Raw genomic sequence first — 24,337 nt, forward strand, 5'->3', positions numbered from 1 at the left:
CAAACGTAATCGAATAGCGCCAGGGACTTGGTCCTGGCGCGACAAGCAAGGAGTCGACGATGCACACCTCCCACGAACAGATGACGGTCTGGGGCCTGGTCAACGATGCCAGCCTGCTGGTTCAGGCCGTGATGCTGAGCCTGTTGCTGGCCTCCCTGCTCAGCTGGTACCTGATCATCCAGCGCGGCCTGATCCTGCGCCGCAGCGAGCGCCTGATGAAGGACTTCCTGCGTCGCTTTCGTAGCGGCGGCGACCTGGCGCAGCTGTACCGCGACGGTGCCGACGGGGTGGACCAGGACGCCGGCCTGCAGCACATCTTCCAGGCCGGCTACCACGAGTTCGCCCAGCTCAAGCGCGAGCCGGGCATTGCCGGCGAACAGGTGATCGAGGGTGTCGAGCGCACCCTGCTGGTGGCCATCAGCGAGCAGGAAGAACGCCTGGAAAAGGGCCTGCCGTTCCTCGCCACGGTCGGCTCGGTCAGCCCGTACATCGGCCTGTTCGGCACCGTGTGGGGGATCATGAACTCCTTCATCGGCCTGGCCCAGGTGCAGCAGGCCACGCTCTCCACCGTGGCCCCCGGCATCGCCGAGGCGCTGATCGCCACGGCCATCGGCCTGTTCGCGGCGATTCCCGCGGTGATCGCCTACAACCGCTTCAGTGCCCGGGTCGCGACCCTGTCGTCGCGCTACTACGGCTTCGGCAATGAACTGCAGGCCCGCCTGCACCGCAAGCTGCACGCAAGCAGCCCCGTCAGCGTGGCGGCCTGAGGAGATCGGTCATGCGCAAGCCGATGAGCAAGCACGGCCCCAAGGCCGAAATGAACGTCGTGCCCTACATCGACGTGATGCTGGTGCTGCTGGTGATCTTCATGGTCACCGCGCCCATGCTCACCCAGGGCGTGAAGATCGAATTGCCCAAGGTCGCCAGCGAAGCGCTGCCCACCGACACCCAGCAGCAGATCCTCACCCTCTCGGTGCAGGCTGACGGCCGCTATTACTGGAACCTGGGCAGCGAGCTGGACGCCGAGCGCCGCACCGACGAGCCGGTCGGCCTGGAGGCGATGACCGCGGAGGTCACGCGGATCATCGCCGAGCGCGGTGACACCCAGGTCTACATCCGGGCCGACCAGGCGGCGGACTACGCCACCGTGGTCGCCGGCATCGCCGCCCTGCAGCAGGGCGGGGTGAGCAACCTGGGCCTGATCACCGAGGCGCCGCAGTGAGTGCCGTGGTGATGGAGGAGCGCGCCGTGTTCGAGCTGCCCAGCCTGCCGCCCCTGTGTGGGCGCAACCTCCTGGCTGCCGGGATCGCCTTGGCGCTGCACGGCCTGGTGCTGGCGGTGCTGCTGGCCAACTGGGTGACGGACACCCCGTCGCCGCCGGCAGTCCGCACGATCAGCATGCAACTGATGACGATGCCGGCACCTGCACCGGTGATCGAACCGCCCGCACCGATCGAGCCACCCGCGCCGCCGGTGGTTGCGCCGGAGCCTGAACCCGTCGACCCGCGTATCGAACAACAGAAACTCGAACAGGCGGCCCTGGCGCGCAAGCGCGTGGAGGAACGCAAGGTCGAGCAGGAGCGCCAGCGCGTCGAGCAGCAGAAGCGCGAGCAGGACAGGCAGCGCGAGCAGGAGCGTCGTGAGCACGAACACCGCGAACACGAACGTCGTGAACACGAACGTCGTGAACACGAACGTCAACAGCAGGTGCAGCGCGACGAACAGCAACGCCAGCAGGCCGCTGCCCAGGCCGCCCGTGAAGCAGAAGCCGCTGCAGCGGCCAGCCGTCAGTACCTGCCGATCGCCAAGCAGGCGCCAGCCTACCCGCAGCGCGCGCTGGACAAGGGCATCGAAGGCACCTGCACCGTGAGCTACAGCGTCAACACCCAGGGCCGCGTGGAGAACCCCGAGGTGGTGGGCGACTGCCACCCGCTGTTCATCCGGCCGTCGCTGACCGCCGCCAAGTCCTTCCGCTACCAGCCTCGGGTGATCGATGGCCGCGCGGTCACGGTCCCCAACGTGAAAAACACCTTCACCTACCGCATCGAATAACCCGTTGTGCCTGGCCCTCCGGTGGCGCGCTTCGCGCTGCCGGACGGGTCGTGCCACCCTCTGCGAGAACACCCGATGAGTGCCGATTACCAGCAATTCCACGACCGCCTCGAAGCCCACGACGACATCGCCATCAACCCCAGCGGCAACACGCCCCTGGAGCAACTGCTCAACCCGTCGCGGCGCCACCTGATCAAGGGCGGGCTGAGCCTGGCGGCGCTGGGTTTTCTCAGCGGTGGGATCGCCGCCTGCCGCCCAGCCAGTGCCAGCCCGCTGCTGAATTTCACCGGGGTGCCGCCGCAGACCGATCCCGGCTTCGACCGCGTGCTGGTGGCCGACGGCTACAGCGCCACGCCGTTCTTCTCCTGGGGCGACCCGGTGGAGGCCGGCGCGCCGCAGTGGAACCCGGATGCCAGCGATGACTGGCAGGCCCAGCTCAAGCAGGCCGGCGACAACCATGACGGCATGGAATTCTTCGCCTTCGACGGCGAGACCGACCGGGGCCTGCTGGTGATGAACCACGAGTACGTCAACCCGCCGCTGCACCCGAGCAGCGTCATCGACCAGAGCAAGCCGCGGCCCCTGGCCGAGGTGCGCAAGGAACAGGCGGCCCACGGCGTGTCGGTGATCGAGGTACGCAAGGACGCCAGCGGCGCCTGGCAGCGGGTGATGGACTCGCCCTACAACCGGCGGATCAGCGCGCTGACGCCGATGCGCGTCGCCGGGCCTTTGGCCGGGCATGAAGCGATGAAGACCGTCGCCGATCCCGAGGGCCTGGAGGTGCTGGGCACGATCAACAACTGCTCCACCGGCATGACGCCTTGGGGCACCTTCCTCACCTGCGAGGAGAACTGGCACAACTACTTCATCAACCGCGACCTGGCCGACTACGACGGCCGCGTGGCGCACAAGCGCTACGGGCTGGCCACCCGCGGCACCAGCAAGAACTTCGCCTGGGAAACCGCCGACCCGCGCTTCGACGCCACGCCGGATGCCACCCAGGCCCATGGCGGCTACGTGAACGAGCCGAACCGCTTCGGCTGGGTGGTGGAAATCGACCCGTTCGATCCGCAGGCGCAGCCGATCAAGCGCACTGCTTTCGGCCGTTTCGGTCGCGAATGCGCGGCCCTCAGCCTGGCCGATGACGGGCGCATGGCCTTCTACTCCGGCGACGACGCCAAGGGCGAGTACATCTACAAGTTCGTGCCCGCCGGCCGTTTCGACGCGGCGAATCCGGCCGCCAACCGCGAACTGCTGGAAGAGGGCACCCTGTACGTGGCGCGCTTCGATGCCGACGGCTCCGGGCGCTGGCTGGCCCTGGTGCACGGGCAGCACGGCCTGACCGCCGAAAACGGTTTCGCCAGCCAGGCGTACATCCTGCTCAACGCCCGCGCTGCGGCGGACAAGGCCGGTGCCACGCCGATGGACCGCCCGGAGTGGGCGGCGGTGCATCCCACGACCCGCGAGGTCTACGTGACCCTGACCAACAACGACCAGCGCGGTGACAAGGTGCCCACCGACAAGGCCAACCCACGGCCACACAACCTGCACGGGCAGATCCTGCGTTTCAACGAGGAGGGCGGCGCGCCCACGGCCACGGCGTTCACCTGGGAGCTATTCCTGCTGGCCGGCGAGCCGAAGGGCGCGCGGGACGCCAGCGGCAAGCCGGTGCCGGCGAACCTGGTCGGCACGATCAACGGCGATGCGTTTTCCTCGCCGGATGGCCTGGGCTTCGACAAGAACGGGCGCCTGTGGATCCAGACCGACTACGAGGACAAGGAAGCGCCGATGCAGGCCATGGGCTGCAACCAGTTGCTGTGTGCCGACCCCAGCACCCGCGAGGTGCGGCGCTTTTTGGTCGGCCCGCGCGGCTGCGAAGTCACCGGCCTGGCCTGGAGCCCGGATGGCCGCACGATGTGGGTGAACATCCAGCACCCGACCCTGAGCTTCCCCGCCAGCGACGGCAAGAGCCGCCCGCGCTCGACCACCATGATGATCACCAAGAACGATGGCGGTGTGATCGGCAGTTGAGGGGGGCGAGGGACTGTAGGAGGGGCTTTAGCCGCGAGCTTCTGATCGGGGGTATCGCGGCTAAAGCCCCTCCACGATCGTGGAAGGCACTTCAGCGATGAAGAATGGCTGGCCGGCCTTGTGGGAGGGCTTCAGCCGCGACAGGTTTAGCCAGCCGCGCTGAGCCGGGTGTCCACATCCAACTGGCCGAACCAGTCCAGCACTTCGTCCCACAATGGCTGCGCTGCCGTGCGGAAGTAGCCCATGTGGCCGATCGGCCCCAGGCCTTCGGCGTGCTCGATGGTGCGTGCCTGATAGGGCGCCTCGCGGTAGGCAGCCATGAAGGCGTCGCGCGATGGCGGCGGCGCCCACAGGTCATCGATGGCGTTGGCGGCGATGATCGGCGTGCTCACCCGGGCGAAGCGCTCGGCCAGGCCCGGCATCTGCGGGTCGTCGAAGAAGTAGCGGGGAAAACGGCACCAGTGCTTCCAGTGGGTGTACACGCCCAGCGGCAGGTCTTCGCCCATGCCCAGCTTGCTCCAGGCCAGGTAGCCCTTGTAGCGCGTCATCAGTGGGCCGATCACCCGCCACATGGCCAGTACCCGGACCTGCTCCAGCTTGGGCATCCAGCCGTGCCAGCCGGCGCCGGTGCCGAAGGTGTAGAAGCCCTGCACCCGGTCATGGTTGGGCAGCAGGCCGAAGGCGTGGCCGCCGAACGAGTGGCCGACCATGAACAGCGGACGCCTGGGGTGCTGGTGCAGGTCCACCGCAGCAGCCAGATCATGGTGGGCCCAGTCCAGGTAGTTCATCTCGAAGCCGCGCAGGCTGGCCGGTTTCGACAGGCCGATGCCGCGGTAGTCGAGGGTCAGGGTGCTGAAGCCACGACGCGCCGCGTACTCGGCGAAGCGCCGGTAGAAGCCCTGGGGCACGCCGGTGGCGCCGGCGACGATCAGGTGCGCCTGGGGATCGGCGGCGTGGTAGAGGGTGGCCTGCAACGGATAACCATCGCGGGCGGTGAGCGTCAGGCGCTCGGCGTTCACCGGCTGGGTGTCATCGATCATGGACGTGCTCCTCCCGGTTCTTGCTGCCGGGTCAGGGTGAACAGGGCGTCGGCGGCCCGTTTCAGCGGCTCGTTGCTGCCGGCCACGCGGGCTTGCAACAGGCCGCCTTCGTACAGGGCAACGAACAGGGCGGCGAGGTTCTCGGCCGCCTCGCGGGCATGGCCGTGGCGATGCAGTTGTTCGGCCAGTGCGCGGCGCACCGTGGCGAAGCTGCGGTCCAGGGCCTGGCGGATCGCCACGTCGTCCGGGCCGCTTTCCAGAGCCACGGTGGCCAGCGGGCAACCCCGTTCGAAGCGGCTGTTTTCCAGTTGTTGCAGTGCACCGTTCAACCACTGCTGCAGGGCCAGCAGCGGGTCGTCGTGGCGGCTGAACAGGTGGGCGAACATGCCGTCGATGCGCTCGCTGATGCGGTCGATGGCCGCGACCGCCAGCTCGGTCTTGCCGTCAGGAAAATGGTGATAGAGGCTGCCTTTCGGCGCCCCGGCAGTGCTCAGCAGTTCGCTCAGGCCGACACCGTGCAGGCCCTTGCGCTGGAGCGCATCGGCCATGGCGTCGATCAGTCGATCGCGGGTAGAGGTCGTGTTCATGGAGACTATATAGACCGGTCGGTCTAGGGCTGGCAAGCGAATTGTCTGGCCATTCACCGGGGCGATGGCGGCTCATGAATCAGAACGGGGGAGAGGCGAAGTACCCGGCTGGCCCGGCGCAGGGCACCGAACCAGCGGGGCGAGAGGGATCAGGCGTGGCGCTCGACCCAGCCGGCGTAGGCGGCGATGAATTTCTGCAGGAAGGGCTTGATGCTGTCGCTCAGGTTGCCGTTCTCGTCGAAGAAGCTGCCGGCGCCGCCTAGGTAGGCTTCCGGCTGCTGCAGCATGGCGACGTCGAGGAACACCATGGTCTGGCGCAGGTGATGGTTGGCACCGAAGCCGCCGACCGCGCCGGGCGAGGCGCTGATCACCGCACCGGGTTTGCCGCTGAACGCGCTCTGGCCGTAAGGGCGGGACCCCACGTCGATGGCGTTCTTCATCGGTGCCGCGATCGAGCGGTTGTATTCCGGGGTAAGGAACAGCAGCGCGTCGGCCGCCTTCACTTTGCTGCGGAAGGCGGTGTAGGCGGCCGGAGCCGGCTCGACGTCGATGTCTTCGTTGTACAGCGGCAGGTCGCCGATCTCGACGATCTCCAGCTTCAGCGACGGCGGCGCGAGGTCGGCCAGGGCCAGGGCCAGTTTGCGGTTGATCGAGGCCTTGCGCAGGCTGCCGACCAGGACGGCGACGTTGTAAACCTTGCTCATGAAGACTCCTTGCGGGGACGGAAGAAAGGATGAGGGTCTGACTATAGACGGGCGCCCGGTAGGTTGTCGTACAAGATGCGCCTCTATTTGTTCGCACAGGCGACGCAGGCCGTCGACCCGAATCGGGGCAGGCACAGCGTAGGGTGGAAATCGCTTTTTATTTCCACCACCCGGCGGCCAACGCGGTGCCTGATGGTGGATCGATGAAGCGTGATCCACCCTACGGCCGGCGGTGGTTTTGGGCACATGCAGGGTGGAAATCGATCTTCATTTCCACCACCTAGCGGTCAGCGCGGTGCCTGATGGCGGATCGGTGAAGCGTGATCCACCCTACGGTCGGCGGTGGTTTTGGGCATCTGTAGGGTGGAAATCGCTCTTCATTTCCACCACCCGGCGGCCAATCGCGGTGCCTGATGGGTGATCCACCCTACGGGTTGCCGTTCCCCGTCACGGCGATTACCCGGCGCAGGGTCACCGGGATCGATTTGGCCGCCGGCACCTTGGCTTTTTCCTCGTGGTGCCAGAGTGGCACCAGGGCATTGCACTCGGGGTAGTAGCCGGCGCAGCAGCCTTCGGGGATGTCGTACGGCGTCACGCGCAGCGGCCCCACCGAGCGGTGGATGCCGTCGTCCACGGCGGTGCTCACCTGCACCTGGTCGCCTTCATCCAGGGACAGCCGCGCCATGTCGTTGCGGTGCAGGAGGATCACCGAGCGGGTGCCGTAGATGCCGCGGAAACGGTCGTTGTCGCCGTACACCGTGGTGTTGAACTGGTCGTTGCTGCGGATCGTCATCAGGTTCAGCACTTCGCGGCGCTCCGGGCTTTGCTCGACGTCGTCGTTCACCGCCAGGGTGCCGGGCACGATGAACTGGGCCTTGCCGCTGGGTGTCTCCCATTGGCGCTGGCTGGCGCCGAGCGGTTTGTGAAAACCGCCGGGTTCGAGCATGCGCACGTTGAAGTCATGGAAGATGTCCGGGTAGGTGGTGGCGATGGCGTCGCGAATCAGGCCGTAGTCGGCGACCCAGGCGTCCCAGTCGATACGCGGGTTGGCGGGCAGCAGGGCTTTGGCCAGGGCGGCGATGATCGCCGGTTCCGAGCGCAGCAGCTCGCCGGCGGGCTTGGCCACCCCGCGCCAGGCGCGGATGCAGGCGGTGCTGTCCTCGGTGGTGTGCTGCTGCTCGCCGCTGGCCTGGGTGTCGATCTCCGTGCGGCCCAGGCAGGGCAGGATGTAGGCCTTCTGGCCATGCACCAGGGTGCTGCGGTTGAGCTTGGTGACGATCTGCACGGTCAATCGCAGCTTGCTCCAGGCCGGCTCCAACTGGCCGGTGTCCGGCGCGGCGCGGACGAAGTTGCCGCCGAGCGAGACGAACGCCTTGATGCGCCCGGCGATGATGCCTTCGCAGGCGTCCACCGTACTGACACCATCCTTGGGCGGCACCTCGAAACCGAACTGCTCACGCAGTGTGTCCACCGGCACCATCTCGACCTTCTCGGTGATGCCCACGGTGCGCTGGCCCTGCACGTTGGAGTGGCCGCGCACCGGGCAGATACCGGCGCCTTCCTTGCCGATGTTGCCGCGCGCCAGCAGCAGGTTGACCAGCATCTGCACGTTGAGCACGCCGTGACGGTGCTGGGTCAGGCCCATGCCGTAGATGGCGATCACCCGCTCGCGGCTGGCATATACCGTGGCCGCCGCCTCCATGGCGCCGCGGGTCAGGCCGCTGCGGCGCTCCAGGGTTTCCCAGGCGTAGCCGCGGATTTCCTGTTCGAAGGCGTCGAAGCCCTGGGTGTGCTGGGCGATGAACGCGGAGTCCAGCACCCGCGCGGTGCCTGCCTCAATCGCGGCATCGTCCAGGGCCAGCAACGCCTTGCAGATACCGGCGATGGCCGCCACGTCGCCGCCGATGGCGACCTGGTGGTAATGGGTGCTGATGACGATGGAGCTGCCGGTGAGCATCTGCGTGGGCGACTGCGGGTCGGTGAAGCGTTCCAGGCCCCGCTCGCGCAACGGGTTGAAGGTCAGGATCGGCGCGCCGCGTTCGCGTGCAGCCTCCAGCTCGTGCAGCAGGCGCGGGCTGTTGCTGCTGGTGTTGTGGCCGAAGATCATCAGGCCGTCGGCGTGGGCGAAGTCGTTGAGGGTCACGGTGCCGACCGGCACGCCAATGCTTTCTGGCAGCGCCACCGAGGTGCTTTCGTGGCACATGTTGGAGCTGTCCGGCAGGTTGTTGGTGCCGTACATCCGGGCCAGCAGTTGCCACAGGTAAGAGGCCTCCAGCGAGGCTCGCCCGGAGGCATAGAACACGGCTTCGTCGGGGTGCTCCAGGGCCTTGAGCTCGGCGGCGATCTCGGCGATGGCCTCTTCCCAGGTGACCGGCAGGTAGCGGTCGCTGTCCGCGTCCCAGCGTAACGGGTGGGTCAACCGGCCCTGTTGTTCCAGGTCGTAATCGCTCCAGTTGCGCAACTCGCTCAAGCGGTGCCGGGCGAAGAACTCCGGCGTGCAGCGCAGGCTGGTGGTTTCCCAGGCGGTGGCCTTGGCGCCGTTCTCGCAGAAGGCCAGGGGCTTGGAGGGGTGCGGTTTGGCCCAGGCGCAACTGACGCAGGCAAAACCCTCGATGGGCCTGTTCTGCTTGAGCAGGGCGTGGGCGCCGACAAAGGGCGTGCGCTCGCGCAGCAGGATGTTGCCCACCGAATAGGCCGAACCCCAGCCTCCCGAGGCGCCGCGATACGGCTTGAATTTCTGCGTCATGGTCCGTCTCCCTGGCTCGTCTTGCTATTACGACGGAGGGGGGCGGACATGGTTCAGGTCAATTGCCCGACGTGGCAGGAGATGCCCCGGCTGTGCGCGCCGGGGCGGTGCACGGGGTGGGTCAGCCGCGAAGCAGCAGGCCGGCGACCAGTGCGCAGGCGATTACCGCGAGCAGCAACAGCCCGCGGCGCATGGCAGGACCGGTTGCCGTTGCAGGGGCGGCGTGCGGTTGGCTGGTCGGCTCAGTCGAGGCGGTGGGGGACAAGGCCGGCACAGGCTCGGGCATCGCCGGCGTCTGAGGTTCGAGGCGCGCCGCAGGTGCTTCGGGTTGCGGGCTGTCGACAGCGGGCTGCTCGCTGATGACATCACGATCGAAATGGCTCTCCAGCACCTGCGGGCGCTGCTCGCCGTCGAGGGCCATGACGTCCAGTCGCACGCAGACGTTCAGGCTGACCATCAGGGCATGGCTCATGTCCGTCGTACCGGCGAGGGCGTCCTGCCAGGCCGTCCTGGCAGCCTCGTCGGCCAGTGCGTCCCAAAGCTGCTCGGCGGCTTTTAGGTCCTGGTTTTCCGGTACCAGCACACTCAGGGCGCCTGCGATGCGGATGCCGCGTACCGGCTGGCCGAGGGCGGGCAGGTAGGTTTCCGGATTCAACAGAAACTCCGAGGTGCTGGTCACTTCGGCGCCGACCACCAGGCGCAGATGCGTCCATTCGTCCTGGCGGGCGGCCAGGTCGGGCTCGCCCGCGTCCAGGGCGCGCTGGCGCAGGCTCAGCAGCATCAGCGACAGCATGTCGTAGGCGAGCGGGTAGGCGGGTTGGTCGTCGGCCAATGGCTGCTCGCCCAGCACCAGTTCGCAGCGTTCGACGGGAATGCCTGCCAGTTCATTGAGCGCCTGCTGGGCCCTGAACGCTTCCAGCTTGCTGGGGTACACCAGGTGCTGGACATCGCGAAAAGGGGGTTGCAGATCGATCTTCAGGCTGGGCAGCAGGGCGCTGATGACCTGCATCGGCCTATCCAGCCCGGCGTTTTTCAGGTCTTCGTGCGACCGCGCCATGGCATTCGACGGTTGCAGGCGTTCATGGAGCTGCTCGACCCCGACCTGCCCCGGCTCGTTGGCGGCCAGCAACAGGTTGCCGATCGCCACGCCTGGCACCACCACGTTCTCGGTCAGGGTATCGTCGGGCTGCTCATCGCCCACCGTCATGCTGCCGCCGGAGGTGATCTGCACGTGGGCCTTGAGCCCGTACAGCAGTGACTCGACATCCGCCGCGCTCCTGACCCGCTCGGGATTCTGGTCGGCCAGCGCCTGGCGCACCAGGAATCCGGCGAAGCTCAAAAGCGCCTCGTGGGTTTCGGCCTGGCCGTCGATCTCCAGGGTCAGGTCGCTCCAGGCGCCAAAGGGCAGGTTCTCGACAGGGTGCGAGCAGAAAACGAGCGGCGGGGTTTGAGTGAATGCACTCATCGTCAACGGTCCTTGTTCATGGGATGAACGACGCACCATGCCCGCCGCCCGGGTTCCGAGCAACGTTTTTTCCGTGGAACGTGACGGGGCTCCGTTACCGGGCCCCGTAGTGCCCTTTACTCTGCGCCGGTCGACATTCGGGCGTGCGCGCCGCTGTGTGCCTGAAGCTGGAAATGGCGCTTCTTGCCCAAGCTGACCCGGGCGCCCAGGTGCTCGGCCTGCAGCGGCAGATCGGCGTCGCTCAGCGTCTCGCCGTTCAGGCGCAGGCCGCCGCCTTCGACCAGACGCCGCACAGCACCGCGTGACGGTTGCAGGCCTGCCTCCAGCAGCACCGTCATCAGGCTCAGGCCGTGGCCCAGGCGCTCGGGGTCGATCTCCAGCGCCGGCAGCTCGGCGTCATCGCCCTTGCCCGCGAACAGCTCGGCGGCGGCGCGGGCTGCTGCCTGTGCCGCGTCTTCGCCATGGGCCAGGGCGGTGGCCGCGTTGGCCAGCACGATTTTCGCCTGGTTCAACGCCGCGCCTTGCAGGGCGGCGAGCCTCGCCACCTCGTCCAGCGGCAGTTCGCTGAACAGCGCCAGGAAGCGGCCGACATCGGCGTCGTCGCAGTTGCGCCAGAACTGCCAGAAGTCGTAGGGCGAGAGCTTGTCACCGTTGAGCCACACCGCGCCCTGGGCCGACTTGCCCATCTTGCGCCCGTCGCGCGTGGTCAGCAGCGGCATGGTCAGGCCGAACAGCGGCTTGCCGCCCTGGCGCCGGCTCAGTTCCACGCCGTTGATGATGTTGGCCCACTGGTCGGCCCCACCCAGCTGCAGGGTGCAGTTATGGCGGCGCGCCAGTTCGGTGAAATCGTGGGCCTGCAGCAGGGTGTAGCCGAACTCCTGGAAGCTCAGCGAATGCTCGCGGTCCAGGCGGTTGCGCACGGCGTCGAAGGTCAGCAGGCGGTTGATGGAAAAGTGCCGGCCGACCTCGTTGAGAAACTGCAGGTAGCCGACGCCGTCCAGCCAGTCGGCGTTGTCCACCACCAGGCCGTCGCTCGGGCCGTCGCCCATGTGGATGTAGCGGGCGAAGCAGCCGGTGATGCCGGCGATGTTGTGTTGGATCTGCGCCTCGGTGAGCACGGGGCGGCTGCTGTCGCGGAAGCTGGGGTCACCGATGCGCGTGGTGGCCCCGCCAATCAGCAGGATCGGCTTGTGCCCGGCGCGCTGCAGGTGGCGCATCAGCATCAGCGCCTGCAGGTGGCCAACGTGCAGGCTGTCGGCGGTGGCATCGAAGCCGAGGTAAAAGGTAATGGGGCCCTGGCTCAGCGTCTGGCGCAGGCCATCGAGGTCGGTGCACTGGTGCACGAAGCCACGGGCATCGAGCTGGTCGAGCAGATCGGGGGATGTAGCGGGCATAACGGTCTCCTGTAAGGGCAAATAGCCTGAGGAGACCGGGAGTTTGGGAGGTGTGACCGAGCCGCCTCAGGCGGATCGGACATGCAACAACGCATCTACCGCCTGGTGAAAGGGGGCAGGCGGTAATAGAACGCGGCGATGGGGGTGATATGACGTTGCATGGCGCAGCACTCTACTGGCTGTTGCCGGCAAGTCAACACGCCGGCCGACTGGCGGATCATGCTTTTCGCGAATGGCGTGCGCGTCAGGCTTCTGAGATAGTTGCCAGGCTAAGCGTCACCCGCGAAGCACCTGCTACCTGTCCAAAAGACAAACGTGGCAGTCACGACACCTTGTGTCCCCCCGCGTGCCTACCCGGCACCCCCAGGCGAATCATCCGCTCGCCGCTGGATCTGCCGCCCCGGCCTCTGCCGGTTTCGTGCGTGCACAACAATTAGAACGACCACGATCCAATAAAGGACGCCCCATGAAACTCAACCGATTCTTCACCGCCCTGGCGGTCACTGCCGCGTTCGGCGCCAGTTTCGCGGCGCAGGCACGCGAATATTCCGTTTCCACCGTGTTGTCGGATGCCTTCCCTTGGGGGCAGGCTGCGCAGAAGTGGGCCGATCTGGTCAACGAACGCTCCGAAGGGCGCATCACCCTGCGGGTCTACCCCAATGCGCAACTGGTGGCGGGCGATCAGACCAAGGAGTTTTCCGCCATGCGCTCCGGCCTGATCGACATGGCCGTCGGCTCGACCATCAACTGGTCGCCGCAGGTGCCGGAACTGAACCTGTTTTCCATGCCGTTCCTGATGCGCGATAACGCTGACCTGGACGCCATCACGCAGGGGGAGGCGGGCAAGCTGGCCTTCGCCGCCATCGAACAGCGTGGAATCATGCCGCTGGCCTGGGGCGAGAACGGATTTCGCGAGCTGTCCAACTCGGCCAAACCGGTGCGCACGCCCGCCGACCTGAAGGGGTTGAAGATCCGCGTGGTCGGCTCGCCGCTGTTCCAGGACACCTTCAATGCGCTGGGGGCCAACCCCACGCAAATGAGCTGGGCCGACGCCAAGCCAGCGCTGACCACTGGCGCGGTGGATGGCCAGGAGAACCCGATCTCGGTATTCGACGTGGCGCGGGTCGATCAGGTGGGGCAGAAATACCTGACGCTGTGGCACTACATGGCCGACCCGTTGATCTTCGCGGTCAACCAGCGCGTCTGGAAGACCTTGCCGGAGGCTGACCGCGAACTGCTCGAACAGGCGGCCATCGACGCCGGGAAATGGGAAATCGAACTGTCCCGCGGTCAGCAGGCACAGCGTCTGGCGGACATCCGCAGCCGTGGTGTCGAGGTCGTCGAGTTGAGCGACGCCGAGCGTCAGGCGTTCGTCGACGCGACCCAGAGCGTGCATGAAAAGTGGGCTTCCAAGGTCGGTGACGAACTGCTCGATGCTGCCCGCAACACCATCGCCAAACCCTGACCCGCCGCCCGGGAGCCCGTGCGGCTCCCGCCGGTTTCGAGGAAGCCATGAACAAACAAACGGACGCGCCCATCGAGCGCGTACTGGCCACCCTGGCCCTGGTGATCATCAGCCTGATCAGCCTGGCCAACGTCGTGGTGCGTTATTTCACCGATGCGTCATTCGCCTTCACCGAAGAAATCTCGGTATTTCTGCTGGTCGTGCTGACCTTTGGCGGTGCCTCCGTGGCGCTGCGGCGCAACCGGCATATTCGCATCGGGTTTCTCGAGCGCCTGTTCCCGTCCCTGCGCACCCCGCTGATCATTCTGCAGTGGCTGGCCGGCGTGCTGGTGCTCGGGCTGATCCTCTGGTTCGGGGGGCAATTCGCCTGGGAGGAGTACCAGTGGCAATCGGAGTCGCCGGGCCTGGGGCTGCCGAACTGGTGGTATGTGGTCTGGTTGCCGCTGCTCAGCGTGTTGATGCTCGTGCGCCTGAGCCAGATGACCCTGGACCGGCTGCGTGGGGAGGCCGGCGATGAGTCCTGATGTCTGGTTGATCGTCAGCTTCCTGGCGCTCCTGCTGCTCGGCGTTCCGGTGGCCTTTGCCCTTGGTTTGTCCGGTGCCATCGGCATTCTCGTCGGCCTGTCTCCCGATATGCTCGCCACGCTGGGTACCAACACCTACAACGGCGTGGCCAAGTACCCGCTGATTGCCATTCCGCTGTTCATCCTCACCGGGCTGGTGTTCGAAAAGGCCGGCGTGGCCCTGCGCCTGGTGCGTTTCGCCCAGGCGCTGATCGGCCCGCGCCATGGTGGCCTGGCGATGGTCGCGGTGCTGGTCTGCCTGATCATGGGCGGCATGAGCGGCTCCGGTCCTGCCGATGCGGCCGCGGTCGCCATGGTGATGCTGCCGAGCATGACCAAGGCCGGCTACCCCAAGCCGTTTTCCGCCACGCTGATCGCCGCGTCGGCCTCCACGGCCATCCTGATTCCACCCTCGATCGCCCTCATTCTGTACTCCATCGTGGTACCGGGGGTCGATCTGCGGGCGCTATTCGCTGCCGGGTTGTTCCCCGGCATCCTGGCGGGCGCCGTGCTGTTGCTGCCGGTCTGGCTGCTGTCGCGTCGCTATGGCTGGGAGTCGCCAGAGGGAGCCGAACGCCCGCCGTTGTGGCCCAGCTTCAAGCAGGCGCTGCCGGCACTGTTCGCTCCGGTGCTGATTCTCGGCGGCTTGCGCAGCGGGCTGTTCACGCCCACCGAGGCCGCGGTGGCAGGGGTGGCTTATGGCGTGGCGGTGGGGCTGTTCCTGACCCGTGAGCTGGACTGGCGCAGCCTGTGGAAACTGTGTGGCGAGGCGGCGATCATTTCCGGTGTGGTGATGCTGATCATCGCGCTGGCCGGTATCTTCGCCTGGGCCGGCACCCTGCTCGGCACGTTCCGGCACATGGCCGAATGGTTGATCTCGCTGTCGGACAACGGCTGGGTACTGCTGGGCCTGGTGATGGTCGCGGTTCTGCTGGCCGGCATGCTGCTGGATGCCATTTCCATCTACCTGATCCTGATGCCGATCCTGATCCCGGTGATGCAGCACTTTGGCTGGAACCCCGTGTGGTTCGGCATTCTCCTGGCGATGAACATTGCCATCGGCCAGTTCACGCCGCCGGTGGCGATCAACCTGATGGTCACCACCGAAGTCGCGAAGATTCGCCTGGAGCAGACCATCGGCTGGGCCTTTTTGTTCGTCGTGGTCATGGGGGCAGCGCTGGTGCTGGTCGCTGTCTTTCCGGAGATCGCCCTGTGGTTGCCACGTAAACTGGGTTACAGCGTAGAGTGATGTCCCGGGCGCCGTGAACCTCGGCGCCCGGTTCCGGAACCATCGGGCCATGGTCAGGTCGATTATCAGGAGCCGCCCGCAAGGGCCACTGACAAGGAGTTGATTCCATGGACCTGATCCGCATTCTGATCGCCATCCTCTTGCCGCCGCTGGGCGTCTTCCTGCAAGTCGGTTTCGGGGGCGCCTTCTGGCTGAACATTCTGTTGACCCTGCTGGGCTACATCCCGGGGATCGTCCATGCGGTGTACATCATCGCCAAGCGCTGAGCGGGATTCAGCGCAACAGAAAGCCGCGTCATTGCGCGGCTTTTTTGTGGGTGGCTATCGCGGTTCTACCACTCGTAGCCCACACCGAGCGACAGGCCGATGTTGCCTTGTGCGTTGCCGGAACCCGAGGCTCTGTAGGTCCAGGTGCCGTCTTCCGAGCGGCCGGAGAGGCCGATGGCCAGGGCCGATTGCCCTTGGTACACCGAGGTGCCCATCGCCAGCATCGAACGGCCTGGCGACGACGCGGTCGGCAACGCGGCCATGGCCATTGCCGACGCGATACCGGAGTAGGTGTCCTGGCGAAGTTGCCCGATCTGGCGGTCGGTGTAGGCGTTGGCGTCCTGCAATACGCGTCCTGCCGACTGTTGGGATATCTGGCGTGCCTGGTTCAGGTTGACCGCGTCCGTGCCCTGGGTTGCCTCTGCCACGTTGGTGACCTGGCGCTCGGCACCCGCGCTGCCCACCGAGACGGTGTTGGGGCGGCTGGCTTCAGACCCGGCACCAAGGGCGACGCTGTTGTCCGCCGACGCCTTGGCGTTGCCGCCGATGGCGACGCTGCCGGCGCCCTGAGCCGCCGAACCGGCACCGGATGCCACGGCGTTCGTGCCGGTGGCGACGGCATTGGCGCCCGCCGCGACGGCTTGGCTGCCCGGGGCCACGGTAGGCAGGTCGCTGCCATCACCCTTGGTGTCGGTGGCGATGCCCGCGGTGCGTTTGCCCACCTCGTCGACCCGCTGCGCCACGGTATTGAGCTGCGCGCCAGTCACGGCTTCGGTGCTGGTTTCGTTGACCGCGCCGTCTTTCAAACCGGCCAGGGTGCGGGGGCCGCTGGTGCCGTTCAGGTCAACCCGCGTGCCGTCCTTGTCCTTCGCCAGCGTGATGTCGCGGGTGGTCGGGTCCTGGCGAACCAGGCCCAGCTCACCGGCGTCCAGCTGATCGCGCATGGTGCCGACATCCGCTGCCACGGTGTTCACGTTGTTGCTGACGGCGGCGATGTTGTCGTCCAGTTGCTCGATAGCGCTGCCGACGTTACCAACGGGGGCGGCGCCGGGTGTGGCCCGGCCATCGGGGCCGACGGTGTGGAGCGTATAGGCCGGCCCGGTCACCGTGCCATCGTCATTGACGGTGGCGCCACCGCCCAGGCTGTCGGCAAGGGCCTGCTTGGCTGCTTTCTCGGCTTCGGCGATACGCGCGGCAACCGTTTCGCCAGCGGCAATCCCGGCCAGTTGACGGGTGTGTGTGTCGCTGGCGTCCTTGGCCTGGTCAGCGGTGCTGGCCACCTGGTCCAGCTGGCCTTTGTTGACCGCATCGGTTGCTGCCTCACCGGCCGCCAGGTTGACGATGCGGTTGTTCGGTTGCTCGCCGTGGCTGGCACTGAAACCGCCGGCGGACTCATCCCACAGCAAGCTGTCGTCGCGCAGCCCCTGAACGGCCTGCCCGACTTGCTGCAGCGCCACGCCCTGGCTCTGGACGGTGTCGTTGACCCTGCCCACGTTGGCGTCCAGCGCGGACAGTGCATCGCCCACGTTGTCGAGCGGCTGCTGGGAGGGCTGCGTACTGCCGTCCTCGGCAATATGGCTGATGGCATAGGCTAGCGCAGAGGGCTGGCCGGTTTCGTCCACCGTGGAGCCTCCACCCAATGCGTGCGCGATGAAATCGCCCATGGATTGGCTTGCGTCCGTGACCGCCTGCCTGATACGACCGACGACGGTTTCTTCCGGAGCCAACCCATTGAGCTGGCGCGCTGCGATATCCGAGGCAGCCTTGGCGCTATCGGCCGTGCCTTGCGCGGCATCGGCAGCATTCTGGGCGGTACTGGCGGCAGTGATGGCGTTGTTGGCGGTGCCTTGAGCTGCCTCAGCGGCACCGTGAGCGGTGTTGGCAGCGGTCAGTGCAGTGTCGGCGGTGTTCTGTGCTGTGTCTGCCGTACCTTGGGCGGCGTTGGCAGCTGCCAGCGCAGTGTTCGCGGTGCCCTGCGCAGCATCGGCTGCATCCTGAGCCGTGCTGGCTGCAATAACGGCGCTGTTGGCAGTTCCTTGAGCGGCGTCAGCGGTGCCCTGGGCAGTGTTGGCAGCGGTCAGTGCAGCGTTGGCGGTGCCTTGCGCGGCATCGGCTGCGTCCTGAGCGTTGCCGGCCGTAGTGACGGCGTTGTCGGCAGTGCCTTGTGCCGCGTCAGCGGCACCCTGGGCAGTGTTGGCAGCGGCCAGTGCGGTATTGGCGGTGCCTTGCGCGGCGACCGCTGCGCTTTGCGCCGCATCAGCGACTTCGCCGACAGCTTCGAGCTGGCTCACGTTGACAGCGTCGGTGTCGCTGACACCTGCCGCCACATTGGCGATCTTGCTGGTGGTCTGGTCGCCATGGCTGGCGTCGAATGCACCGAGTGCTTCGTTCCACAGAAGGCTGTCGTCAGCCAGGCCATCGACGCGGCTGTTGACCGTGCCGATGCTGTCGCCCAGGGCGGAGATTGCAGCACCCGCGTTGTTATGGGTGGTTGGGGCTGCAACGGTGCCATCGGCGTTGATTGCCGCGACCTCGTAGGCCGGAGCGCCGAGCGTGCCGTCGTCTGCCGCCGTTGCGCCGCCGCCCAAGGCCGCGGCGATGGATTCGCCGACGGCCTTGATGCGGTCGATGACGGTTTCTTCAGGACCGATGCCAGCCAGTTGGCTACTGGCGGAACCGGCCGCCGCCTTGGCTTCGTCGGCCGCCCGTTGAGCAGTACCGGCGGCGGTCAACGCGTTGTTGGCGGTGCCCTGGGCAGCCTCTGCTGCACCCTGGGCGGCGTTGGCAGCGCTCAATGCAGTGTTGGCAGTGCCTTGTGCAGCATCAGCAGCACCTTGAGCCGCGTTGGCCGCCGTCAATGCATTACTGGCCGTGCCCTGCGCCGCGTCTGCCGCGCGCTGCGCGGTGCCGGCGGCAGTCAGCGCACTGTCTGCGGTACCTTGCGCCGCATCAGCAGCATTCTGGGCGTTACCAGCAGCTGCGACGGCTGTGTTGGCAGTGCTCTGAGCAGCGTCGGCGGCATCCTGAGCCGAGTTGGCTGCAGTCAGTGCAGTCGTGGCGGTGCCTTGTGCCGCTTCTGCGGCGGTTTGAGCTGTAGTGGCAGCGCTCTGCGCCGCATCAGCGACTTCGCTGACGGCGTCGAGCTGGCTCACGTTGACGGCGTCGGTGTCGCTGACACCTGCCGCCACATTGGCGATCTTGCTGGTGCTCTGGTCGCCATGGCTGGCGTCGAATGCACCGAGTGCTTCGTTCCACAGAAGGCTGTCGTCAGCCAGGCCATCGACGCGGCTGTTGACCGTGCCGATGCTGTCGCCCAGGGCGGAGATTGCAGCACCCGCGTTGTTATGGGTGGTTGGGGCTGCAACGGTGCCATCGGCGTTGATTGCCGCGACCTCGTAGGCCGGAGCGCCGAGCGTGCCGTCGTCTGCCGCCGTTGCGCCGCCGCCCAAGGCCGCGGCGATGGATTCGCCGACGGCCTTGATGCGGTCGATGACGGTTTCTTCAGGACCGATGCCAGCGAGCTGGCTACTGGCGGAACCGGCCGCCGCCTTGGCTTCGTCGGCCGCCCGTTGAGCAGTACCGGCGGCGGTCAACGCGCTGTTGGCGGTGCCCTGGGCAGCATCAGCACTGGCTTTGGCTGCGTCAGCAGCGGCCTTGGCATTTGCAAGTTCCGCCGCGTTCTGCGCGATGTCACCGGCATTCTTCGCGATGTCCTGGGTGTTCTGCGTGACGCGCCCATCCACACTGGCCAGCTGATCGTTGGTGGCTTTGAGTTGCGCCCCGGTCACGGCTTCCGTGCTGTCGGCCGTCAGTGCGGCGTCCTTGAGGCCGGCCACGGTGCGCACACCGTCTGTGCCCGTCATATCGACCCTGGCGCCGTCTGTGTCCTTGGCCACCGTGATGGCCCTGGTATCGGCGTTCTGCTGCACCAGGCCGATTTCGCCTTTTTCGAGCTGGCTCTCCAGTGTCGCCAATGCGGTTGCGTTGGTTTGCACGCCATCAGCGTTTCTGGCCACATCGTCCGCTAGGCCAATGACGGCACCGGCCAGGCTACCCAGCGCCTGGTCCTGCTTGACGAGCTCAGCATCGAGTGCCTTGATGCCGCCGAGCAAGTTCTCAGCGTATTCTGTGCCCTGTCCCGGGCTGTTGAGTTCCAGCACCGGCATCGCCAGCTTGCCGTCCTCGGTCACCCCCACCCCCATGGCTTGAGCGATGTTGGCCACATCGGCACCGCCAGCGGGACGTGCAATCAGCTCGTCGATCTGCGCCTGCTGAGCGGCATCCCGGGCCTCCAGCGCGCCGGCCTGCCGGGAGACCTTACCGATTTCGCTGTAAGCGGCGAACAGCTGCGAGCCGTTGACGGCGTCGGTGCTGCCAGCGCTGATCCGCCCGGCTGCGACGTTGATTATCTGGCGTTGCTCTGCCTCCGAGCCGACAGAGACGACGTGTTGCGGATTACCCCCGGCGAAGTTGTAGAGTTGCCCAGCGAGGGTCACCTGGCCGTAAGGCACCGCGGCTGCCACATCCGGATCGTTACCCGTCACAGAGTTGGAGCCAAGCGCGACGCTGTGGGCATGCTGGCTGACGGCGCCTTGCCCGATCGCCACGCCGAAGTTGGCTGAGGTTGTGCTCCCAAAGCCGATCGCGATACCTGAGTCGCCAGCGCTTCCTACTTCATCCCGTCCACCAGCAGTGCTATTTGAATTACCGACAGTGGCATTCCGGCCGATCGCGATGGAGTGGCGCCCATAGGCCTGAGAGTTGCGACCGCCTGCGAACGCTGCAGCCCCGCCAGAGGTTGCAAAGGCACCGACAGATGTCGCGCGCTCACCTGCGGCACTGGCGTTTGCCCCTAGAGCCGTGCCGCGTTCTCCTGCGGCACTGGTGTTTGTCCCTAGAGCCGTGCCGCGGTCTCCTGCGGCCGCGGCCGACATGCCAATGGCCACGCCGACTTGGGGAGCGCTGGCCGAAAACCCAACAGCGACGCCGGTATTGGTCGCACTTGCACTCTCACCAATGGCAACGGCCGCGCGGGAATTGCCGGATGGCGTTGAGGCGTTACGGCCGATAGCAATCCCAGCCTCGGTTCCGGCAGAGGCCCCGATACCAATCGCCATGGCATCGAACGTATTCGTATTTACCGTAGTGGTTGCGTCGCCGATACGGATGTTATTGCGCCTGCGCCCATCATTGTCTGTCGAACGGTCGCCAAGGCCGAGAAAGCCGCTGTTTACATTCAGTTCGCCGCCGAGACTCAGTGAGAGCGAGCCGGAGGTGGGCTGCAATTGATATCCTCCGGTGCCATAGAAGAGCACACGGTTGGTCTGCGTCCTCGCGTTGCTTGGATCGCAGTTTGAGACGTCCCGCCGCAATATTCTGCTGGGGGTAGCGGCCGTTTCTCCACTGGTATCGTTGAGGAGGATTCGATCAGCCCGAACGTGGGTGCAACTGCTGGCGACGGACGAGCCGTTGATGAAAATGCCCTGATCCGAAGCCGCAACGGGCGTGACGGCGACGAGGCCCGCTGCGGCCGCGACGCCCAGTAGGCCGAGGCCGCGCGGGGACTTCATTCCCAGCACCCGGTAGGATGCACGCAGCGCCGCCATGAGCCTGCGCCGAACGGACCAATACTGTGCGCCCGCGCCCAGCCAGTGGGCGGCGAACATCTGCGAACCGTTGGCGGCGTTGGCGCGGGGGGCTTTTACGGAGCCCGGTGCAGCGGTGATGACCAGCAACTGCCGACTGCAGGCGGAGTCGCGCTCGGCCGCGTTGTCGTTGAATGCCAGGTTCACGCTCAACGACCGCTGTGCCATCTGCAGTTCACCGCCTGCGTCCCTGTGCGGAACGAGGCTCGGGTCTTCATGGCCACGGTAAAGCGAGTCAATGAACACGCGGATCGGATTGATTGGCGCGGATTTGATAGAGGCGCTCCGCATGGCGGCGCGTAATGTCGTATTCACAGTTAACTCACCCCGTAACACATGTTTATTCGAACCATTAATAAATGAGTTTTTATTAACGACTTGAGTTGGCCGATTACGGCCGAGCGTTGCGCGCACATACTTGGTAAGGCGTCGGCTACTTGATGAGCCACATGCAGGCGTTATGTACTGGCGCGGTTTGATGGTTGCGATAGGCAGCGTCGCAAACGTTACGGGGCGGCATTCTGGGAGGTGGAGCCATCTGGAAAAATAAGACTGCTCCTAAAAACGCGGGGGGCGGTGCGCTGATTAGTGGGTAATCAATGCGTTGCCATTTTTTTTGTTTTTGCTTTTTTAGTCCCATTCTTATTTTTCTAAAAGCGGGTAGTGATTAGTTTTGTCGCAACAAAACTCATCGAGCACCAACGTGATGGCAACAAAGGGCATTGAGACCCCAAAACTAACCGCGCTACGCGTCCTGATTCTGGCCAGCGATGGTGGTTACGCTCACTGCATGGCGGTCAGCCTCGAGCGCCTCGGTGTGGCTGACGTGGAGCATGTCGAGACACTGACAGCCGCCACCTCGGTACTGCGCAGGCGAGCGGTCGATATCATCATCGCGGAAATCCACGCCGACAGAGCAGACGGCCTGATGGTGCCGTGCATGGTGAGCGAACTGGACCGGGCGGGGCGACTTCACCGTATACCCCATGTCATCTGGACAGCCGACCAGAACACGGGTGATGTATTCGGTACAACGGCGGCGACGGCGGGTCTCGACCAAGGCTGGCAGGACACCTTGAACGGTGTATCCAGGGTAGCGCTGCTCTCCCATGCACGACTCGCCCGCACCTCGGGCATCCAGGTCGAGATCGCGCCTGACAGCAGCACCGAGGGCCTGATCGCGACGATCGAGCGCCTGGCGGATGTCACGCCCCAACCTCCCCATGTGGTCTGTGCCAACAGCGCCGAGCCACCCGACGAGGAAGAAGTGGTGAGCGCCCTGGCATCGGGTGCAGGGCTGCGAGTCGTCTACCAGCCCCAGTATCACCTGCAGACCCAACGGGTCGTGGGCGCAGAGGCGCTCGTTCGCTGGCAGCACCCGCGCTATGGCGACGTATCGCCGTCGGTGCTGATTCCGCTCGTCAACCAGCTGGGCCTGGATCTGCTGCTCTTCAGCTTCATTGAAAAGAGCGTGATCGAAACCCTGGTGTCCCTGGACAAGGCCGGCATCGATATCCCCGTTGCCGTCAATGCATCCGCCAAAACCCTCTGTGCCCCGGGCCTGGCCACGCGACTGGCGACCAAGATGCACAAGGCCGGCCTGCCGACGAAGCGCTTGAAGATCGAGCTGACCGAAGATGTGGCGACCGACAATGAACTGGCCTTGTCCGCCTCGATAACCGCGCTGCGTGCGAAGGGTTTTCAGGTGTCGCTGGATGACTTCGGGGCGGGCGCTGCGACCCTGGCGCTGCTTTCCCAGATGCCATTCGATGAAATGAAGATCGATGGGGCGCTCGTGCGCGCCGTGGGGCAAACCGCAACTTCGCGTGAAGTCATTTCCGGTGTGGTTGCCCTGGCCAAGCTATTCAATTTGACCCTGGTGACCGAGGGTATCGAGGATGAGTCCACCATCGCCCTTTTGAATCAGCTGGGGTGCGAAGTAGGGCAGGGATATGCACTTGCACACCCACTGGAACTGGGTGACTTCATGCAACTTGTAGGTACACGAACGGTAACGCCGCTATTCAGAAAAAGTTAGTGGATAACTGTTCACTCAATTTTGCGCCAGGGATGGCGCATTTTTTTTGCATTTTTTAATGCCTCTAGGAGTTGTCTGATTTCAAGTTGTTCTTAGGACTCCTACGATAACGCGGTCTGTGATGGAGTTCTCAGTATTGCTGGGGATTATCAGGATGACTGCGGGTTATTCGCAGCTAGGGGTTGTCGGCCAGATGAACGGACTCGTTATCGGCCCCGTTGTTCGAATGGCGAAGTCTTCATCCGGTGAAACGATCCTGCATGGCTGATGGCCAGGCGTTGGATCCATTATTGTCAAGCCTGGCTCTATGGCGGGATCGGTGAAGATAGTCTTCAATCACCACCAGCAGCCTGGTCTCACTGAGTGTCTTGGCTTATGAAACGCTTACGTATTGCTTTGCTCGATGACCATGCCGTTGTTCGCCATGGACTGGTCAGCCACCTTGCTGCGGAGTCTGGCATCGAAGTCGTCGGTGCGTACGAAAGCAGCCGCGACCTGATGCGTGGCATGGTCACTGCGCCGGCCGATATCCTGCTGCTGGATTTTGCCCTGGGGCGTGATGAGCTCGATGGCGTTTCGCTGATCCGCGCGTTGCGCGTGAAGTTTCCCGATTGCCGCATCCTCGTGTTGTCCACCCACCATGAATCGGCCACGGTCTCGTTGGCATTGCGTGTCGGTGCCCGCGGGTTCGTCGGTAAGGGGGAGGACATGGGCGACCTGGTCAAGGCCATCCGCACCGTGGCCTCAGGCGCCATCTATCTGAGCGCGGACATGTCCTACCAGGTCGCGGACGCGACTCGACCTGGCGGCGCGGAGGAGGAAGAGGTCGGCGAGAGTGCGTTGCAGCGTGCCGCGCTGTCAGCCAGGGAGCAGGAGGTGATTCGCTGCTACCTGGCCGGGATGACCGTCACCGAGATCGCGGAAAAATTCAAACGCAGTATCAAGACCATCAGCGCGCAGAAGGCGTCGGCATTTCGCAAGCTCGGCGTCACGTCGAACAACGGCCTGTTCAAGATCATGAATACCCTGGAGTAGTCATCGCCATGCGGGGTTTCACTCATGCGTGTTGGGCTTTTGTATTGCTCTTGCTCG

17 protein-coding genes are annotated in these 24,337 nt (G+C 65.5%); 10 read left to right on the forward strand and 7 right to left on the reverse strand.

The genetic code is table 11. From position 1 onward, the window contains the following. The first annotated feature begins 59 nt into the window (after positions 1–59). The 4 genes from tolQ to N5C28_RS09305 all read left to right on the forward strand — a co-directional run bounded on the left by tolQ (position 60) and on the right by N5C28_RS09305 (position 4,083). The gene (gene tolQ / locus N5C28_RS09290) at positions 60–767 is read left to right on the forward strand and encodes a protein TolQ (protein ID WP_279821797.1); all 708 of its coding nucleotides are present in this window, start codon (positions 60–62) and stop codon (positions 765–767) included. Between the two features lie 11 nt (positions 768–778). Next, a complete protein-coding gene (tolR, locus tag N5C28_RS09295; RefSeq protein WP_279821798.1) occupies positions 779–1,222 on the forward strand; it encodes a protein TolR in 444 nt (147 codons plus the stop codon). Beyond that, complete coding sequence (locus N5C28_RS09300) at positions 1,219–2,052, forward strand: energy transducer TonB (RefSeq protein ID WP_279821799.1); 834 nt, start codon at positions 1,219–1,221, stop codon at positions 2,050–2,052. The genes tolR and N5C28_RS09300 overlap by 4 nt, the downstream gene beginning before the upstream one ends. 75 nt (positions 2,053–2,127) lie before the next feature. After that, on the forward strand, positions 2,128–4,083 hold the full coding sequence (locus tag N5C28_RS09305; protein ID WP_279821800.1) for a PhoX family phosphatase: 1,956 nt from the start codon (positions 2,128–2,130) through the stop codon (positions 4,081–4,083). 146 nt (positions 4,084–4,229) lie between these two features. On the opposite strand, the gene N5C28_RS09310 is transcribed toward N5C28_RS09305, so the two are convergent. From N5C28_RS09310 to tyrS, 6 genes are all read right to left on the reverse strand, one after another. Continuing rightward, positions 4,230–5,123, reverse strand: coding sequence for an alpha/beta fold hydrolase (locus tag N5C28_RS09310; protein ID WP_279821801.1), 894 nt, complete (start codon positions 5,121–5,123; stop codon positions 4,230–4,232). Then, positions 5,120–5,710, reverse strand: a complete 591-nt coding sequence (locus N5C28_RS09315; RefSeq protein WP_279821803.1) for a TetR/AcrR family transcriptional regulator — start codon at positions 5,708–5,710, stop codon at positions 5,120–5,122. Before N5C28_RS09315 ends, N5C28_RS09310 begins: the two co-directional genes overlap by 4 nt. A gap of 149 nt (positions 5,711–5,859) precedes the next feature. Beyond that, complete coding sequence (locus N5C28_RS09320) at positions 5,860–6,414, reverse strand: NAD(P)H-dependent oxidoreductase (protein ID WP_279821805.1); 555 nt, start codon at positions 6,412–6,414, stop codon at positions 5,860–5,862. Between the two features lie 427 nt (positions 6,415–6,841). Then, positions 6,842–9,160 carry an FdhF/YdeP family oxidoreductase gene (locus tag N5C28_RS09325; RefSeq protein ID WP_279821807.1) on the reverse strand — a complete coding sequence of 773 codons (2,319 nt, stop codon included), beginning with the start codon at positions 9,158–9,160 and terminating at the stop codon, positions 6,842–6,844. A gap of 121 nt (positions 9,161–9,281) precedes the next feature. Next, positions 9,282–10,625: a hypothetical protein gene (locus N5C28_RS09330; protein ID WP_279821808.1), complete on the reverse strand. Its 1,344-nt coding sequence runs from the start codon at positions 10,623–10,625 to the stop codon at positions 9,282–9,284. 116 nt (positions 10,626–10,741) lie between these two features. Next, entirely contained in the window at positions 10,742–12,019 is a 1,278-nt protein-coding gene (gene tyrS / locus N5C28_RS09335; RefSeq protein WP_279821809.1) for a tyrosine--tRNA ligase, read from the reverse strand. 466 nt (positions 12,020–12,485) lie between these two features. On the opposite strand from tyrS, the gene N5C28_RS09340 reads away from it, so the two are divergent. The 4 genes from N5C28_RS09340 (at position 12,486) to N5C28_RS09355 (ending at position 15,562) form a co-directional block, all read left to right on the forward strand. Beyond that, on the forward strand, positions 12,486–13,484 hold the full coding sequence (locus N5C28_RS09340) for a DctP family TRAP transporter solute-binding subunit (protein WP_279821810.1): 999 nt from the start codon (positions 12,486–12,488) through the stop codon (positions 13,482–13,484). Between the two features lie 47 nt (positions 13,485–13,531). Beyond that, complete coding sequence (locus N5C28_RS09345) at positions 13,532–14,008, forward strand: TRAP transporter small permease (protein WP_279821812.1); 477 nt, start codon at positions 13,532–13,534, stop codon at positions 14,006–14,008. Further along, a complete protein-coding gene (locus N5C28_RS09350) occupies positions 13,998–15,296 on the forward strand; it encodes a TRAP transporter large permease (protein ID WP_279821813.1) in 1,299 nt (432 codons plus the stop codon). Before N5C28_RS09345 ends, N5C28_RS09350 begins: the two co-directional genes overlap by 11 nt. Positions 15,297–15,403: 107 nt before the next feature. Continuing rightward, positions 15,404–15,562 (forward strand): YqaE/Pmp3 family membrane protein, encoded by a 159-nt coding sequence (locus tag N5C28_RS09355; protein WP_003084988.1) that lies wholly within the window; start codon positions 15,404–15,406, stop codon positions 15,560–15,562. Positions 15,563–15,627: 65 nt separating this feature from the next. Here the strand turns inward: N5C28_RS09355 and N5C28_RS09360 are convergent, their stop codons facing one another. Continuing rightward, positions 15,628–21,522 carry a YadA-like family protein gene (locus tag N5C28_RS09360; protein WP_279821815.1) on the reverse strand — a complete coding sequence of 1,965 codons (5,895 nt, stop codon included), beginning with the start codon at positions 21,520–21,522 and terminating at the stop codon, positions 15,628–15,630. A 391-nt stretch (positions 21,523–21,913) separates the two neighbouring features. Here N5C28_RS09360 and N5C28_RS09365 point away from each other — a divergent pair, with 391 nt between their 5' ends. Both N5C28_RS09365 and N5C28_RS09370 read left to right on the forward strand, forming a co-directional pair. After that, the gene (locus tag N5C28_RS09365; RefSeq protein ID WP_279821896.1) at positions 21,914–23,245 is read left to right on the forward strand and encodes an EAL domain-containing protein; all 1,332 of its coding nucleotides are present in this window, start codon (positions 21,914–21,916) and stop codon (positions 23,243–23,245) included. Between the two features lie 375 nt (positions 23,246–23,620). After that, positions 23,621–24,280: a response regulator transcription factor gene (locus N5C28_RS09370; protein WP_279821817.1), complete on the forward strand. Its 660-nt coding sequence runs from the start codon at positions 23,621–23,623 to the stop codon at positions 24,278–24,280. Positions 24,281–24,337 lie beyond the last annotated feature (57 nt).

Origin of the sequence: Pseudomonas sp. GD03944, assembly GCF_029839275.1 — a bacterium.
Lineage (GTDB): Bacteria > Pseudomonadota > Gammaproteobacteria > Pseudomonadales > Pseudomonadaceae > Aquipseudomonas.

Bases quoted from the DNA above. Each gene is read 5' to 3' on its own strand.
- N5C28_RS09325 (WP_279821807.1), bottom strand. From the start codon at position 9,160: ATGACGCAGAAATTCAAGCCGTATCGCGGCGCCTCGGGAGGCTGGGGT.
- N5C28_RS09310 (WP_279821801.1), bottom strand. From the start codon at position 5,123: ATGATCGATGACACCCAGCCGGTGAACGCCGAGCGCCTGACGCTCACC.
- N5C28_RS09315 (WP_279821803.1), bottom strand. From the start codon at position 5,710: ATGAACACGACCTCTACCCGCGATCGACTGATCGACGCCATGGCCGAT.
- tolQ (WP_279821797.1), top strand. From the start codon at position 60: ATGCACACCTCCCACGAACAGATGACGGTCTGGGGCCTGGTCAACGAT.
- N5C28_RS09350 (WP_279821813.1), top strand. From the start codon at position 13,998: ATGAGTCCTGATGTCTGGTTGATCGTCAGCTTCCTGGCGCTCCTGCTG.
- N5C28_RS09340 (WP_279821810.1), top strand. From the start codon at position 12,486: ATGAAACTCAACCGATTCTTCACCGCCCTGGCGGTCACTGCCGCGTTC.
- tyrS (WP_279821809.1), bottom strand. From the start codon at position 12,019: ATGCCCGCTACATCCCCCGATCTGCTCGACCAGCTCGATGCCCGTGGC.
- N5C28_RS09355 (WP_003084988.1), top strand. From the start codon at position 15,404: ATGGACCTGATCCGCATTCTGATCGCCATCCTCTTGCCGCCGCTGGGC.
- N5C28_RS09320 (WP_279821805.1), bottom strand. From the start codon at position 6,414: ATGAGCAAGGTTTACAACGTCGCCGTCCTGGTCGGCAGCCTGCGCAAG.
- N5C28_RS09305 (WP_279821800.1), top strand. From the start codon at position 2,128: ATGAGTGCCGATTACCAGCAATTCCACGACCGCCTCGAAGCCCACGAC.
- N5C28_RS09330 (WP_279821808.1), bottom strand. From the start codon at position 10,625: ATGAGTGCATTCACTCAAACCCCGCCGCTCGTTTTCTGCTCGCACCCT.
- N5C28_RS09370 (WP_279821817.1), top strand. From the start codon at position 23,621: ATGAAACGCTTACGTATTGCTTTGCTCGATGACCATGCCGTTGTTCGC.
- tolR (WP_279821798.1), top strand. From the start codon at position 779: ATGCGCAAGCCGATGAGCAAGCACGGCCCCAAGGCCGAAATGAACGTC.
- N5C28_RS09365 (WP_279821896.1), top strand. From the start codon at position 21,914: ATGGCAACAAAGGGCATTGAGACCCCAAAACTAACCGCGCTACGCGTC.
- N5C28_RS09345 (WP_279821812.1), top strand. From the start codon at position 13,532: ATGAACAAACAAACGGACGCGCCCATCGAGCGCGTACTGGCCACCCTG.